We start from the raw sequence: 14,446 nt of genomic DNA, 5'->3' as shown, positions 1-14,446 counted from the left end.
CCTATAATAAAATAAAATTCCTAAGCAAAAGCTCCCCCGCTTCGCTACTTCTTTCAGGATGAAATTGCACCCCGTAAAAATTATCCTTTTTTACAGCCGCACTAAAGCTCTTGCAATACTCACAAGTAGCGATAGTATAGTCATTTAACCCCACACAATAACTATGCACGAAGTAAAAATACGCCCCATTTAAACCCTTAAAAAGCTCATCTTCGCTTTTGACATTATTCCAACCCATATGAGGCAAAGTAAAGTTTTCATTCTCTTCAAATTTCAGGGTCTTAAAAGGCATAATACCAAGCGTTTTTTGAGACAGCTCCTCGCTAAATGTGCCTAAAATTTGCATCCCCAAACAAATTCCTAAAAGCGGTTTTTTAGTCCTTTGGATAAATTCTATCAGCTTAAAATGCTCTAAATTCTTCATAGCTTTTGCTGCTGTGCCAACACCGGGCAAAAAAAGCTTATCCGCACTTTCAAGCACTTTTAAATCTCTTGAAAGCTCTGCTTTATAGCCCAATCTTTCAAGGCTAAATTTCAAAGAAGCTAAATTCGCACAAGCTGTATCAATGATGACTAGTTTCATAATGTGCCTTTGTTGTTTTCATACTCATATCTTAACGCATCAATGCTAATTAACTTTTCATCTTTCAAAATATAAAAATAGCTCCAGCCATTGTGATTTGCTTTACCCAGATATTTAGCAGCCATTTTATGTATGCTTAAAATTTCAACCCCATCGCTTACTTTATTGCTTTTGTCAAGTTGGCAAATATAATTTTCATTTTTATCATAAAATTTCTCATTTTGATTCAAAAATCCAGCGTTTAAAAGCTCTTCTAAGCTTACTTTTGGGGGTTTAATTTCGAATTCATTTCGGCTTAACTCATTATCCACTACTTTTACCTTAGCAATTCTTTCTTTGGCTATTTGGACATAGTTTTCGTTTTGTTCTATGCCCAAATAATGTCTTCCTAGCCTTTTAGCCACAGCCCCAGTTGTTCCCGTGCCAAAAAAGGGGTCTAAGATTAAATATCCTTTTTTTGTGCTTGAAAGAATAATTTTTTCAAGTAAAGCTTCGGGTTTTTGGGTCGAATGAGCTTTTTTTCCATCTACTCCTTTTAATCTTTCATTGCCTATGCAAATGCCTATGTTCCACACTGATTTTTCTTGCTTGTTATCATTTAAAAATTTCATCGTTTTGTAATTAAAAGTAAATTTTGCATTTTTGTTTTTAGAACACCAAATCAAAGTTTCGTGTGCATTGCAAAATCTTGTCCCTTTGAAATTTGGAACAGGATTTGGCTTACTCCAAATCACATCGTTTAAAATCCAAAAGCCTAAATCTTGCATTATATAGCCCAATCTAAAAATATTTTGAAAAGAACCTATGACCCAAATACTCGCATCATCTTTTAAGATTCTCTTACATTCACTAAGCCAAATTTTACAAAACTCATCATATGCTTGCAGAGATTCAAATTTATCCCACGCGTCATTTACACCGCTAAAAATTTCCCCATTTGCCCTTAAAAGCTCCCCATCTGTTTGCATAAAATAAGGTGGGTCTGCAAAGATTAAATCCACACTTCTATCAGGGATAGTTTTCAAAAGTTCCAAACAATTCCCCCGCAAAATCACATCTTTTTTCACTAGGATAAATCCTTTAAATTTTCACCCGTAGGGAAAAGTTCTTTTCTAAGTTCGATAAATTCGTTTTTGTTAGAAAGTAAATTTTTTATCAATTTTGGATAATTTTTTTTGATTTTTAAAAGCGTATTTTTTATTTCCTCACTCGTATCAAAATCAGGAACACTTAAAATATCTTTACTTCTTTCTTCTTTATTTTTACGCAAGTGAGAAATTAGCTCATCAAATATATCCCTTCTATTAAAAAGCTTTTCAAATAATTCTTTCCCATAGAAGACAAAAATATCAACCCTATCGTCTGTATTATTATAACTTTGCTCTTCATAGAATTTTTTATTTTTCTTTAGACTATCATCGCTAAACCACATACAAGCTATAATGGAAAAGTTCGGAAAATTTTGCTTTAAAATTTTGATTTTTTTGATTAAATTGGCATATTGTCCTCGTTTTTTTGTGCTATCGTGGTCATCTCTAATTTTTTGTTCTATAAGATAAAGAGTGTGCTTATCTTTAAAAATTTGGTCTGCATTAAGTTTATTATTTTCTTCATCAAATCCTATGTTTTTATCTAGGGCTTCATATCCCATTTCATCAATATATTCGCTTAAAATATCTTCTATAAAATCACCAAATTTAATCTCACAGCTTTGAGTTAGATTTTGTATGAGTTTTGTTTTGGCATTAGTGATTCTAAATAAACCTATATAGCGTTTAGGATTTTTAAGCACGGTAAGTAAAATTTCATAATTTAAATCTTCTCCAAAAATCCTTTCATTAAGCCTATTTTTAAATTTATCATAAGTCATATCACGCCCTTAGAACTGGCTAAATTTTCACTTTCTATTTTCACTGCCATTTTTAAAGCCCTTGCGAAAGCTTTAAAAAGCCCTTCGGCTTTATGATGGTCGTTTTTACCCTTAACCTTTAAATGCAAACTCACGCCCATAGCATAGCTTAAGGAGTAAAAAAAATGCTCAATCATTTCCGTGCTTAAGGTCCCTAGATGAGCTTTTTTAAATTTAGCTTTATAGACCAAGTGGGGGCGGTTGCAAAAGTCCATCGCACAACTTGCCAAACACTCATCCATAGGCAAACTAAAGCCATATCTAGCAATGCCGATTTTATCCCCTAAGGCTTTTTTGATACAAGCTCCAAGTGCCAAGGCTACATCTTCAACGCTATGATGCTCATCGATTTCTAAATCCCCTTTGCAAGAAATTTCAAGTCCTATACCTGCATGCACGGCGATTTGCTCTAGCATATGATTGAAAAATTCAATGCCTGTGTCAAGGTCTATTTTGCCCCCATTTAAGCATACTTTTATTTTTATATCTGTTTCTTTGGTCGTTCTTTGATAACTCGCACTTCTAAAAGAGCTTAAAATTTCATTTTCTATTTCTTTCCAAGTAAGTTCGCCGTATTTTAAACCCCGCACGCCTAAATTTGCAGCCAAAGCCATATCGCTAAATCTATCGCCTATGACAAAACTTTGCTCTTTATCGTAAAGTTCGTGTTTGATGTATTCTTCTAGCATAGCGGTTTTTGGCTTTCTACAAGCACAATTTTCGTTTTCAAAATGCGGACAAATAAAAATATCTTTAAATTCAATTTGGCAGCTATTTAAAATATCAAGCATTTTTTTATGAGCGATTTCAAAGCTTTCTTTTGGAAAACTTTGGGTTCCAAGACCATCTTGATTACTCACCATCACAAAGCTAAAACCGAAATTTTTAAGCCTTAAAAGAGCAGGAATGGCACCTTTTTCAAAACGCAATTTTTCAAGGCTATCGATTTGAAAATCGCTTTTTGGTTCTTCTATAAGCGTTCCATCTCTATCTATAAAAAGTATTTTTTGACTCATTTTAAACTCTTTAGACGCAAACTTACAGCGTTTTTGTGTGCGTCTAAGCACTCTGCTGCGGCTAGAATTTCAACGCTTTTGCCTAAAGCTAGAAAGCCTTCTTTGCTTAGTTCTTGCACACTCATTCTTTTACTAAAATCTGCCAAACCCAAGCTCGAATGAGTTTTTGTAAGCCCATAAGTAGGTAAAACATGGTTAGTCCCACTTGCATAATCGCCCATAGATTCAGGCGAGTATTCTCCTAAAAACACAGAACCTGCGTGTTTTACTCCTTCTAATAAGGCTCTTGGATTTTGAGTTTGTATGATTAAATGCTCAGGGGCATAAGCATTTGAAATTTCTAAGGCTTGATTTAAATCTTTAGCTATGATAATACGCGAATGGCTAAGGCTTTTACTTGCAAGCTCTTTGCGTGGCAAAAGTTCAAGCTGTTTTTGCACAGCCTCGCTTACTTTTTTAGCAAAATTTTCACTCAAACACACCAAAATCACTTGAGAATCCGCTCCGTGTTCTGCTTGAGAAAGCAAATCGCTGGCTACAAATTCTTCATCAGCTAAATCATCAGCTATCACTAAAACTTCACTAGGACCTGCTTGCATATCAATGGCAGCTCCGTTTATATCGGCACTTACTTGGCGTTTTGCTTCGGTTACAAAAGCATTTCCGGGTCCAAAAATTTTATCCACCTTTAAAACGCTTTGTGTGCCATAGGCAAAAGCCGCCACAGCACCTGCACCGCCCATTTGATAGACTTCATCTACCCCACAAAGCCTAGCACAAAAAAGCACGGCATCGTGGATTTTTGCTGGACTTGCAAGGACTATTTTTTCACAACCTGCAATTTTTGCTGGGATAGCTAACATCAGGCTTGTTGAAAATAAGGGGGCTAATCCCCCCGGGATATAAAGTCCAACCCTTTCTATGGGGCGGGTTAAAACTTCACATTTAACTCCCTTTGTGGTTTCAAGTGCGATTGTCTTAGGAATTTGGGCTTGGTGGAATTTTTTGATATTTTCATAAGCGACTAAAATGGCTTCTTGCAAATCTTTGGTTAAACGATTGCTTGCCCTAGTGATTTCTTCTTGAGTGATTTTAATATGTGAAATTTCACTCTTGTCAAATTTCAAAGCCTGTTCTATCAAAGCTTCATCGCCTTTTTCTTGCACTTCTTTGATGATGGAGCTTACTATTTTTGCGATTTCGTCTTTTGCCTTTATAGCCGGTCTTTTTAAAACTTCTTTTTTTTCATTTTCATTTAAATTATCATAAATTAAAATTTGCATTTTTACTCACTTTAACATTTTTTCAATAGGCAAGACCAAAATCGAGCTTGCACCTTGTTCTTTTAAAGCCTCCATAGTCTCCCAAAAAAGATTTTCCTTGCTTACCATATGTAAGGCTACATTTTTTTCATCGTGTGCTAAAGGTAAAATAGTCGGTTTTTCAACACCCGGAAGCAAGGATTTTATTTTATCAAGTTTTTCTTTTGGGGCGTGGAGCATAATGTATTTGGATTCTCTTGCTTGCATCACTCCTATGATACGAAGCAAGATTTTATCTATCAAGGCTTGATTTTGCTGATTTAAAGGGGCAGTTTTTTGAATCAAACAAGCGTGGGATTGATAGACGGTTTTTACTTCTTTAAGGGCATTAGCTTGTAAGGTTGCTCCGCTTGAAACAAGGTCGCAAATCGCATCGGCTAAATTCGCTCTTGGTGCTACTTCAACAGAACCTGTAAGCATGCAATTTTTATAATTAATACCCTTTTCTTTCATAAATCGTTTTAAAAGTTGGGGGTAAGAAGTGGCTATTCTTAAGCCTTCAAAATCTTTTAAATCTTTAAATTCTCTATCTTGAGGCAGGGCAAGTGAGAGCCTACAATATCCAAAATCAAGTTCTTTCAAAAGCTTAAAATCGGGCTTTTCTCCTAAGGATTTTCTTTCAAGCTCGTTTTCTTCTAAGACATTTTTGCCTACTATACCCAAATCCACAACTCCATCAAAAATAAGCCCGGGAATATCATCATCTCTAACGCGTAAAATATCTAAGGGTAAATTTGTAGAAAAGGCGATGAGACTTTGTTCATGGATATGCATTTTAACACCGCATCTTAAAAGAAGCTCTAGGGATTCTTTTGAAAGTCTGCCTGATTTTTGTATCGCAATGCGTAAGCGAGTGTTTTCTTGCATAAGAGATCCTTGAAATTAAAAATTAAAAGCTTATACTAGCATAAAGAACTTGAATTTTTAGCAAGGGTTTTGAAAAATGAATTTAATTTTATTTAAAATAATTATTTAAAATTTTTTTATTTTTAGAATATTGAAGTATTAATCCTAGCAAAAGCTAGGATTTGATTAGGCTACAAATTCGATGAAAGCCATTTCAGCCGCATCGCCACGGCGGATTCTTGTCTTGATGATTCTAGTATAGCCCCCACTGCGTTCTTTGAATTTTGGAGCAATTTGTGTTACTAATTTATTCGTAGCATTTTTATCTTGCAAGGAAGCAAAAACAGCTCTATGAGCGTTAAAATCTCCAAGTCTTGCTCTAGTAATCAATCTTTCTACATAGCCTCTTAATTCTTTGGCTTTGGGTAGGGTGGTTTCGATTTTTCCACTATTGACTAAAGCTATAGTTAAATTTTTAAGTAGGGCAGCACGATGTGATGAAGTTCTGCCAAGTTTTCTATATCCGTGTTTATGTCTCATTTTTTATCCTTCGTTTTGTGCTTTTAATTCTGCGATTTTATTTTTGAGTATTTCTTTATTATCGCTAAGCTTAGAAGTTCCTACTGGAAAACCTATGCTTTCCATGATGCTTTTAATTTCATCAAGGGATTTTTTACCTAAATTTTTAAGTCCTGCAAGTTCATTTACACTCATTAAAGCAAGCTCACCTATATAAACCACTCCTGCTTTTTCAAGACAATTGTAGCTTCTAGCACTTAAATTTAAATCTGTAATGTTTTGCAATAATTTAGTATTTTCTAATTCATTGCTTGTTGCTTGGCTTTTAATCACGCTTCTAACATTGGTAATTTTATCAAAGACTGATAATTGTTTATACATAGCTTCTAAAGCATTTTGAAAAGCTTCATTTGGGGTGATTTGTCCATCAGTTGTTATGGTTAAAACCACTTTTTCATAATCAGGATTATCTTCAAATAAAACCTTTTCTATATCATAGGTCGCTTCTCTTACAGGCGTAAAGAAAGCATCTAAGGCTATAAATTTAGAGTCGTTTAAAAGTTCTTTAATTTCCTCGCTTGGAACATAGCCTATACCTTTTTCAACGATTAGGGTAAATTTGAGTTCAGCATCTTCGTTAATGGTTGCTAAATAGGCGTCTTTATTAACCACTTCTACAAGCTCATTATTTAAATCTTTGCCGTAAATTTCTTTTGAGCCTTTAAAGCTAAATTCCACGACTTCTTTATTAGAATCCCCTTTGAGTCTAAAACGCAATTTTTTAAGATGGATGATAAAAAGGGCTATATCTTCAAGCATACCATGCATACTATCAAATTCGTGAGCGACTCCATCAATATGAATAGCAGTTGGAGCGTAGCCTATGGTGCTAGTATAAAGCAAACGGCGTAAAGGATGGGCTAGGGTAATCCCATAGCCAATCTCAAAAGGCCAAGCACTGATTTTAGCCACAGTATCACTAATATTTTCTATGGTAAATTCTGTTGGCGTATAAGCAGATGTTGTGATATTTCTCATATTTAGCCCCTATTACTTAGAGTAAAGCTCAACGATAAATCTTTCCTCAACCGGAATGACAACTTCTTCTCTTTCAGGTTTTCTTGTGAAAATTCCAAATCTCTTGTCTTTTTCAACATCAACCCAAGCAACGATTCCAGTTTGTGCTGTAAGTTCGATAGCTCTTGTTATTTGTGGATTGTTTTTGCTTTTTTCGATGATTTCGATTTTAGCACCCGCTTCTACTCTAAAGCTAGGAATATCCACTCTTTTACCATTTACCAAAATATGCCCGTGAGTTACAAGCTGTCTTGCAAAACGGCGTGTTGAGGCAAAACCCATTCTATATACTACATTGTCTAATCTTTGCTCTAAAAGTTGGATAAGTAATACCCCCGTATTGCCTTCCCTTCTTGCTGCTTCAGCAAATAAACGGCGGAATTGCTTTTCACTTACTCCATACATAAATTTAGCTTTTTGTTTTTCTCTTAATTGAAGTCCATATTCGCTGATTTTACCCTTTCTTGCTCCGTGCTGTCCGGGTGCATAAGGGCGTTTATCTAGTGCGCTTTTGCCGCTTAGTCTTCTTTCTCCTTTTAAGGCTAAGCTAACACCAAAGCGTCTTTCTAATTTTTCTACTGGTCCTCTATATCTTGCCATAATATTCTCCTAAATTTTTTATCTTAGACACGACGACGCTTAGGCGGTCTGCAACCATTGTGGGCTAAGGGAGTAATATCTTTTAAGAAAGTTACTTTAATTCCTTCCATAGCACCTACACTCTTAACAGCAGTTTCTCTACCGCTTCCTGGTCCTTGCACTTTAATGCCTACTTCTTTGATTCCGTGTTCTTTTGCTTTATTTAAAGCGTCTTCTACTGCTTGTTGTGCTGCATAAGGAGTTGATTTTTTAGAACCTTTAAATCCCAATCCCCCTGCACTACTCCAAGCAATCGCATTTCCCATTTCATCTGTTACTGTAACCATAGTATTGTTAAAAGTTGCACTGATATAAACAATACCTTTTGCTATATTTTTTTTAACTACTTTTTTCTTTACAATTTTTCTTTTTGCCATGATTTATCCTTATGATTTTGCACCCACAGTTTTTCTCTTACCTTTTCTAGTTCTTGCATTTGTTTTTGTTTTTTGTCCGCGAACAGGTAAGCCTTTTCTGTGTCTTAAGCCCCTAAAGCTTCCTAAATCCATAAGTGCTTTAATATCCATAGCAACTTGTTTTCTCAAATCCCCTTCAACCCTATAATTTTCTTGAATTTCTTTGCGGATAGCTGCTGCTTCATCTTCGCTTAACTCATGAACTCTTTTATCATAAGAAATTCTTACTTTATCTAGAATTTTTCTTGAAGTAAAAAGCCCTATGCCATAGATATAGGTAAGTCCATACTCAACTCTTTTTTTCTTTGGTAAATCCACACCTGCAATACGAGCCATATTTATCCTTGTCTTTGTTTATGTTTTGGGTTTTCGCAAATAATGCGAACCACGCCTTTGCGGCGAACTACTTTGCACTTGTCGCACATCTTTTTAACCGATGGTCTCACTTTCATGAGCGTCTCCTTGAGTAAATTCCACTTGATTTACGACTACATCAGGTTTTATGAATAACCAACTATTTTCAAAATAAGTGGTGGATTTTAAAAATACTTCTTCATACTAGTTCGATGTAATTTGTCGCAAAAACTCTAATTTTATCTAAAATTAGCTTTTAAATAACTTAGATTATTTATATCTAAAAGTTATACGCCCCTTATCAAGGCTATAAGGCGTTAGCTCTACTTTGACCTTATCTCCGGGCATAATCCTTATATAGTGCATACGCATTTTTCCTGCAATATGACATAAAATCACATGCTTATTATCAAGTTCGACCTTGAAATTTGCATTAGGTAAGGCTTCAAGCACTGTGCCGTCAATTTCAATCACATCATCTTTTGCCAAAATTCTCTCCTTTCACTGAATTTAAAAGCGGGTATTTTAGCAAAAATTATTGAAATTTTTACTTAATTAAGCTTTTTGCCATTCTAAATTCAAGCAAGAATGATTTATTTTAGCCTAGAGGCATTTACAAGATGGGAAAAAATTTTTTTGGCTGAAAATCATTCATTTAAGGTTATAATTTTGTCTTTATTATTTTTTTGGAGTTTATAAATGTCTTTTATAGTAGAATTGCTTAAGCAAAATAAATTTAAATTCATTTCTTTTTTACTTTTTTCTTTTATAACAAGTATTTTTGGGGTTTTAATCCTTGTTTTTATTAACGATTATTTGCTTAAAAATGCCCAAAATATCCCTATTTTTTACTTCCTAGCCTTGCTTGTGTTGTTTTTTATAAGCTCGACTATGGTGGAATTAGCCCTAAGTATTTTTGGGCAAAATTTTATTTTTGCTATGCAAAGGCGTGTGGTAAAGCAAATTTTAGATACGCCCTTGTTAAGAGTGGCTAAGGTAGGCAAGGCAAGGATTTTAGCTTCTTTAGGAAGTGATGTAAGAAATATATCTTTTGGGCTTTTAAGACTGCCTGATTTTTTACAATCAAGCATTCTTATCCTTTGCACCAGTGCTTATTTGTGCTATCTTTCCCCTCCTATTTTCACACTTTGTTCGCTGTGGATTATAGTGGTTTTTCTTAGTAATAATTTTTTGATGATGAAGGTATATCGGTATTTTCGCAAGGCAAGGGAGAATGATGATGCTTTGCAAAATAATTACCAAAATATACTTGATGGACACAAGGAGCTTTTGATTAACCGAACTAGAGCCAAGCTTTATTATGAGAGTGAATTTGAGAGTAATGCAAGATTGAAAAAGAAAAATAGCACCCTAGGCAATCTTTTTAACAACCTTTCAAACAACTGGACTAATGTAAGCCTTCTAGCCTTAGTGGGAGTGGAGTTTTATTTAGCCTTGGAATTTAAATGGGCTAGTGTGGCTGATGCTACGACCATAGCTCTTTCTATTTTATTTTTACGCACGCCTTTGGTATCGATGATAGGCTCATTTCCTACCTTGCTTTTGGCAAAAATTGCCCTAGATAAAATCGCAAAATTAGAATTAGACGCCTATATACAAGGCTTTGAAAATGAACGCTATATAAGCAAATGGGAGAAAATTTCTTTTAAGGATACAGAATTTGCTTATGAAGAAAATTTTCATTTAAACCCTGTAAATATAGAGCTTAAAAAGGGTGAGCTTGTTTTTTTAATCGGCAAAAATGGGAGTGGAAAATCTACCTTTTGTATGCTTTTAACGGGGCTTTTTAAGCCAAGTGGAGGCGGAATTTATGTCGATGATAAGCTTATAGATGATAAGAATTTAAATGAATATCGCTCACTGATTTCAGCTGTGTTTAGTGATTTTCATCTTTTTACTCAAACCTTAAGCAAGGAAAATTTTGCAAGTGAAGAAAAAATCGCCTTTTGGCTTGAATTTTTAGAACTTAAAGATAAGACTAGCGTTAGGGATAATGAACTTAGCTTAACCGAGCTTTCTACCGGACAAAAAAAGCGTTTGGCTATGCTTATAGCCTTGCTTGAAGAAAGGGATGTTTTGGTGCTTGATGAGTGGGCGGCTGACCAAGACCCTGTTTTTCGAAGGTTTTTTTATAAAAAACTTTTACCTTTGTTAAAAGAGCAGGGCAAAACGATTTTTGCTATAACTCACGATGATGCTTATTTTGATAGTGCGGATAGAATTTTCTTAGCTCAAAATGGCAATATCAGCGAATTAAAGGGTGAAAACATCAAGGAAAAAGCAAAAAATTTGGTAGAAAAATTCGATTAAAATTCGCCATCATTTTGCTTTTTCTTGTTCTATGATTTTTTGATAAAAAGCATTAAAAATTTTATTTAATGATTTATGTATTTTTAGGCAAAAGCAAGGAAATTTAAAGCCCAGTTAAATACTTAAAATCTTTGAAATTTTATCCCTTAGCCATTCTTTTCTTTTTTCAAGAGCAGCCACATTCCACTCATCATAATTATAAGCAAGGTCCATAGTGATATGATAGCAAGTTTTAAGCTCTTCTTTATTCGTGTAAATTTCTTTCTTTTTCTTAAAATCATAGTTTAAGCTTTGCGCATTTTTTCTTTGACGCAATAGGGTTAAATTGGCTAAAGAATTAGTCCATTCTTTTCTTTGCTCTTCTGTAAAAATTTCATCCCATTTGTAAGCTTTATATTCCTTAGGCAGTATATGCTCAATTTGCGTATCATCGTTTAGAGGTATAAAAGCGTGGTGTTTATCATCACTTGCAAAATATTCAAGCATAAGCAAAATAGGCTTAAGCCAGTGTTTGCCATAAACAAAACTATATTCTAAATTTGATATAAAATATTCTTCTACATTCTTTTTGTACATATTTTCTTGTATGATTTGTTTTATTTCGCCCAATTCTGAGTGATTTTTTACCTTTTTTAAAATTTTAAAACTGGTTGATTTTATGGTTGCAGCAGTATTTCCAGCAATCCAATTTTTATAATAATAAGACAAAAGCATTTGTTTAAGTCCATCAAAATGCTTATATTTTATAAATTTAGCCGCTGTGAGTATGCTAGTGTAATAAATGCTGTGTTTTAGGTATTTTAAGCAGTAGATATACTTATCTTTCATTTTTAGCACTTCAATATAGGATTTTGAAAAATTAGCTATTTCGTGGATGATTTCTAAGGCTTTTTTATTATGCTCTTTAAAATAATTTAATAACTCCTTATCCAGTCTTTGTTTGGGATTTTCGGCGATACTAAAATACAAATACGCTTCAAATAGCGAATACAGGCTTAAATGATTATCTTGCATTCTTTTATCAAGCTCATTCCAAGTGGCTATGAAAGCTTTTTTATCCTCATCGCTTAAATCACGCATGAGAGATGCTTTTAAAATATCAACCGCATTTAAAGGCATACCCCTATCGTTTAAAACGCCAAATATTTTTATAGCACTATCTTGTGATGGGCAAATAACAAGCGTTAGCACTATTTTTTCATACATCCAAACTATAAAATCATTCTTATTTATCTCAGCCCATTCTGCACTTGATAAAATATTTTTAAAATAATGAGCGTTTTGAAGATATTTATTATCTTTAAATTCATCTTCTATTTTATTTTCATTTAGTTTTTTAAATTTTAATTCTTTTAAAACATCTTGCTCAAAGCTAAGTTGATTTTGCTCACTAGTTAAAAATCTTAATTTTCTCTTTGTTTCTTCGTATCTATCTTGTATGGAAGCTTCGATAAAATCTTTAGCTTTTTGCCCTATTTCTTCTATATATAAAGCCTTTAAAACACGAGCTAAAATAATAAAAGTGGTCATTCTTTGTTGTCCGTCTATGATGTCAAATCTTTTATCTTTTTCATTCATCACTAAAACCAAAGAACCGCAAAAATAATCTTCTTCTTTATTTTGCGTAAAGGCATTGAATAAATCATCCATCAAATTTGATAAATTTTCTTTATCCCAAGAATAAGGTCTTTGATAATCAGGTATTTGATAGAATTTTTTATTATCAGCTAAGATGTATTCTAAGGTGCTTATACTGGCTTCTATTTTCATATTTTCTCCTTTTAATAAAGAATGATTATATCAAAAAAAAACATACCCCCCCCCCCCATAGGCTTGTGCCTTGATTTTTTTTATCTTATAATCTTCATTCATTTTAAATTTAAGAAAGGCTTTTTATGTTTAGATTTTTACTTTTTGTTTTGTTATTGTTTATCAATTTACAGGCTAAAACCCCTAAAGATACTTTAATTATCGCAGTTGAAAATGAAATTACGCGTATCAATCCCGCTTATAGCGAAGACCACGATGCCGTGATTAATCTCGTTTTTTCAGGGCTTACGCGTTTTGATGAAAATATGAATTTAAAGCCCGATTTAGCAAAATCTTGGGATATTAGCAAGGATGGGCTTGTTTATGATATTTTTTTAAGGGACGATGTTTTGTGGCAAGATGGGGTAAAATTCAGTGCTGAAGATGTGAAATTTAGCCTTGAAGCCTTTAAAAATCCTAAAAATAATTCTTCAGTTTATGTGAATTTTGAAGCTATTAAAAGTGTGGAAATTTTAAATCCTTATCATCTTAAAATCACGCTTTTTAAGCCTTTTCCTGCCTTATTGGACGCTTTAAGCATAGGAATGCTGCCTAAGCATTTGCTTGAAAATGAAAATTTAAACACCACTGCTTTTAATCAAAACCCCATAGGCACAGGTGCTTATAAATTCGTAAAATGGAAAAAAGGCGAATATGTTGAATTTAAAGCGAATGAGAATTTTTATCTTACTCAGGTTAAAACCCCAAAGCTTATCATCAAGCACATTCCTGATCCTTCTATTGCGAGTGTGGAGCTTAAAAATGGCAAAATTGATGCGGCTTTGATTGATGTTTCTTTGCTAAATATTTTTAAAAATGATACGAATTTTAAGATTTTGCGTGAAAAATCGGCTGATTATAGAGCCTTGATGTTTAATCTTAATAATGAATTTTTAAAGGATGTGAAGGTAAGACAGGCTTTAAATTACGCTGTGGATAGAAAGAGTATAGTAGAAAAGCTCTTGCATGGTTATGGTTTTATCGCCCAGCATCCTTTGCAAAATTCTTGGGCAAATCCTAGTGATTTTAAAAGCTATGAGTATAATCCTAAAAAAGCACAAGATTTGCTTTTAAGTTTGGGCTTTAAAAAAAATAAAGAAGGGAATTTTGAAAAAGATGGCAAGGTGTTGGAATTTGAAATTTGGGCTATGAGTAATGACCCTTTAAGAGTGAGTTTAGCAGGGATTTTACAGAGTGAATTTAAAAAAATCGGCGTGCAAACTAAGGTGATGGCTAAACCTTCTGGAAGCTTTGATTATTCTAAGGTTGATAGCTTTTTAATAGGCTGGGGAAGTCCTTTAGACCCCGATTTTCATACCTTTAGAGTATTTGAAAGCTCACAAGATAGTGCTTTAAATAATGAAGGCTGGAATTTTGGACATTATAGCGATAAGGCTGTGGATACTGCCTTGCAAAAGGCAAGAAATACCCTAAATTTAGAAGAGAGAAAAAAGCATTATAAAGAATTTATCTCCGCCTTATATGAAAATCCGCCTTTTATTTTTCTAGCTTATTTGGATTTTGCTTTGGTTTATGATAAAGAGCTTAAGGGTGTTAAAGCAAGGAATTTAGGACATCACGGAGTGGGCTTTACTTGGAATGTTTATGAATGGAGTAAATAAGTT

The 14,446-nt window shown here is 33.8% G+C and carries 16 protein-coding genes; 2 read left to right on the top strand and 14 right to left on the bottom strand.

Annotated features, from left to right (window positions below; genetic code table 11):
- Position 1: 1 nt before the first annotated feature.
- The 13 genes from hisH to infA form a co-directional block, all read right to left on the bottom strand.
- Positions 2-583, bottom strand: coding sequence for an imidazole glycerol phosphate synthase subunit HisH (gene hisH, locus ACLL8X_RS04645; protein ID WP_411989775.1), 582 nt, complete (start codon positions 581-583; stop codon positions 2-4).
- A complete protein-coding gene (locus ACLL8X_RS04640) occupies positions 580-1,650 on the bottom strand; it encodes a DNA-methyltransferase (RefSeq protein ID WP_411989774.1) in 1,071 nt (356 codons plus the stop codon). The genes hisH and ACLL8X_RS04640 overlap by 4 nt, the downstream gene beginning before the upstream one ends.
- A complete protein-coding gene (locus tag ACLL8X_RS04635; RefSeq protein ID WP_411989773.1) occupies positions 1,650-2,453 on the bottom strand; it encodes an HpyAIV family type II restriction enzyme in 804 nt (267 codons plus the stop codon). The genes ACLL8X_RS04640 and ACLL8X_RS04635 overlap by 1 nt, the downstream gene beginning before the upstream one ends.
- On the bottom strand, positions 2,450-3,508 hold the full coding sequence (gene hisB, locus ACLL8X_RS04630) for a bifunctional histidinol-phosphatase/imidazoleglycerol-phosphate dehydratase HisB (protein ID WP_411989772.1): 1,059 nt from the start codon (positions 3,506-3,508) through the stop codon (positions 2,450-2,452). The genes ACLL8X_RS04635 and hisB overlap by 4 nt, the downstream gene beginning before the upstream one ends.
- Positions 3,505-4,791, bottom strand: coding sequence for a histidinol dehydrogenase (gene hisD / locus ACLL8X_RS04625; protein WP_411989771.1), 1,287 nt, complete (start codon positions 4,789-4,791; stop codon positions 3,505-3,507). Before hisD ends, hisB begins: the two co-directional genes overlap by 4 nt.
- 6 nt (positions 4,792-4,797) lie before the next feature.
- Complete coding sequence (hisG, locus tag ACLL8X_RS04620) at positions 4,798-5,697, bottom strand: ATP phosphoribosyltransferase (RefSeq protein ID WP_411989770.1); 900 nt, start codon at positions 5,695-5,697, stop codon at positions 4,798-4,800.
- A gap of 165 nt (positions 5,698-5,862) precedes the next feature.
- A complete protein-coding gene (gene rplQ, locus ACLL8X_RS04615; RefSeq protein ID WP_411989769.1) occupies positions 5,863-6,216 on the bottom strand; it encodes a 50S ribosomal protein L17 in 354 nt (117 codons plus the stop codon).
- Between the two features lie 3 nt (positions 6,217-6,219).
- Positions 6,220-7,233 (bottom strand): DNA-directed RNA polymerase subunit alpha, encoded by a 1,014-nt coding sequence (locus ACLL8X_RS04610; protein ID WP_411989768.1) that lies wholly within the window; start codon positions 7,231-7,233, stop codon positions 6,220-6,222.
- A gap of 12 nt (positions 7,234-7,245) precedes the next feature.
- The gene (gene rpsD / locus ACLL8X_RS04605; RefSeq protein WP_411989767.1) at positions 7,246-7,872 is read right to left on the bottom strand and encodes a 30S ribosomal protein S4; all 627 of its coding nucleotides are present in this window, start codon (positions 7,870-7,872) and stop codon (positions 7,246-7,248) included.
- A 23-nt stretch (positions 7,873-7,895) separates the two neighbouring features.
- Positions 7,896-8,288 carry a 30S ribosomal protein S11 gene (gene rpsK, locus ACLL8X_RS04600; RefSeq protein ID WP_002779544.1) on the bottom strand — a complete coding sequence of 131 codons (393 nt, stop codon included), beginning with the start codon at positions 8,286-8,288 and terminating at the stop codon, positions 7,896-7,898.
- 9 nt (positions 8,289-8,297) lie between these two features.
- Complete coding sequence (gene rpsM / locus ACLL8X_RS04595) at positions 8,298-8,663, bottom strand: 30S ribosomal protein S13 (RefSeq protein ID WP_411989766.1); 366 nt, start codon at positions 8,661-8,663, stop codon at positions 8,298-8,300.
- A gap of 2 nt (positions 8,664-8,665) precedes the next feature.
- The gene (gene rpmJ / locus ACLL8X_RS04590; protein WP_002781429.1) at positions 8,666-8,779 is read right to left on the bottom strand and encodes a 50S ribosomal protein L36; all 114 of its coding nucleotides are present in this window, start codon (positions 8,777-8,779) and stop codon (positions 8,666-8,668) included.
- 172 nt (positions 8,780-8,951) lie between these two features.
- Positions 8,952-9,170, bottom strand: coding sequence for a translation initiation factor IF-1 (infA, locus tag ACLL8X_RS04585; RefSeq protein ID WP_002781436.1), 219 nt, complete (start codon positions 9,168-9,170; stop codon positions 8,952-8,954).
- 210 nt (positions 9,171-9,380) lie between these two features.
- On the opposite strand from infA, the gene ACLL8X_RS04580 reads away from it, so the two are divergent.
- Positions 9,381-11,012 carry a multidrug ABC transporter permease/ATP-binding protein gene (locus tag ACLL8X_RS04580; RefSeq protein WP_411989765.1) on the top strand — a complete coding sequence of 544 codons (1,632 nt, stop codon included), beginning with the start codon at positions 9,381-9,383 and terminating at the stop codon, positions 11,010-11,012.
- Positions 11,013-11,126: 114 nt separating this feature from the next.
- Here the strand turns inward: ACLL8X_RS04580 and ACLL8X_RS04575 are convergent, their stop codons facing one another.
- Complete coding sequence (locus tag ACLL8X_RS04575) at positions 11,127-12,782, bottom strand: DUF262 domain-containing protein (RefSeq protein WP_411989764.1); 1,656 nt, start codon at positions 12,780-12,782, stop codon at positions 11,127-11,129.
- Positions 12,783-12,907: 125 nt separating this feature from the next.
- Here ACLL8X_RS04575 and ACLL8X_RS04570 point away from each other — a divergent pair, with 125 nt between their 5' ends.
- Positions 12,908-14,443 (top strand): ABC transporter substrate-binding protein, encoded by a 1,536-nt coding sequence (locus ACLL8X_RS04570; RefSeq protein WP_411989763.1) that lies wholly within the window; start codon positions 12,908-12,910, stop codon positions 14,441-14,443.
- Positions 14,444-14,446 lie beyond the last annotated feature (3 nt).

The organism is Campylobacter parajejuni, from assembly GCF_046764905.1.
Classification (GTDB): domain Bacteria; phylum Campylobacterota; class Campylobacteria; order Campylobacterales; family Campylobacteraceae; genus Campylobacter_D.
Note: the sequence above shows the minus strand (reverse complement) of the source record. Positions and strands in the feature narration are given on the sequence as shown.

What these genes read in the sequence shown, in the direction of transcription:
- hisH (WP_411989775.1), bottom strand. Translation starts at nt 583, where the DNA reads ATGAAACTAGTCATCATTGATACAGCTTGTGCGAATTTAGCTTCTTTG.
- ACLL8X_RS04635 (WP_411989773.1), bottom strand. Translation starts at nt 2,453, where the DNA reads ATGACTTATGATAAATTTAAAAATAGGCTTAATGAAAGGATTTTTGGA.
- hisB (WP_411989772.1), bottom strand. Translation starts at nt 3,508, where the DNA reads ATGAGTCAAAAAATACTTTTTATAGATAGAGATGGAACGCTTATAGAA.
- hisD (WP_411989771.1), bottom strand. Translation starts at nt 4,791, where the DNA reads ATGCAAATTTTAATTTATGATAATTTAAATGAAAATGAAAAAAAAGAA.
- hisG (WP_411989770.1), bottom strand. Translation starts at nt 5,697, where the DNA reads ATGCAAGAAAACACTCGCTTACGCATTGCGATACAAAAATCAGGCAGA.
- rplQ (WP_411989769.1), bottom strand. Translation starts at nt 6,216, where the DNA reads ATGAGACATAAACACGGATATAGAAAACTTGGCAGAACTTCATCACAT.
- ACLL8X_RS04610 (WP_411989768.1), bottom strand. Translation starts at nt 7,233, where the DNA reads ATGAGAAATATCACAACATCTGCTTATACGCCAACAGAATTTACCATA.
- rpsD (WP_411989767.1), bottom strand. Translation starts at nt 7,872, where the DNA reads ATGGCAAGATATAGAGGACCAGTAGAAAAATTAGAAAGACGCTTTGGT.
- rpsK (WP_002779544.1), bottom strand. Translation starts at nt 8,288, where the DNA reads ATGGCAAAAAGAAAAATTGTAAAGAAAAAAGTAGTTAAAAAAAATATA.
- rpsM (WP_411989766.1), bottom strand. Translation starts at nt 8,663, where the DNA reads ATGGCTCGTATTGCAGGTGTGGATTTACCAAAGAAAAAAAGAGTTGAG.
- rpmJ (WP_002781429.1), bottom strand. Translation starts at nt 8,779, where the DNA reads ATGAAAGTGAGACCATCGGTTAAAAAGATGTGCGACAAGTGCAAAGTA.
- ACLL8X_RS04580 (WP_411989765.1), top strand. Translation starts at nt 9,381, where the DNA reads ATGTCTTTTATAGTAGAATTGCTTAAGCAAAATAAATTTAAATTCATT.
- ACLL8X_RS04575 (WP_411989764.1), bottom strand. Translation starts at nt 12,782, where the DNA reads ATGAAAATAGAAGCCAGTATAAGCACCTTAGAATACATCTTAGCTGAT.
- ACLL8X_RS04570 (WP_411989763.1), top strand. Translation starts at nt 12,908, where the DNA reads ATGTTTAGATTTTTACTTTTTGTTTTGTTATTGTTTATCAATTTACAG.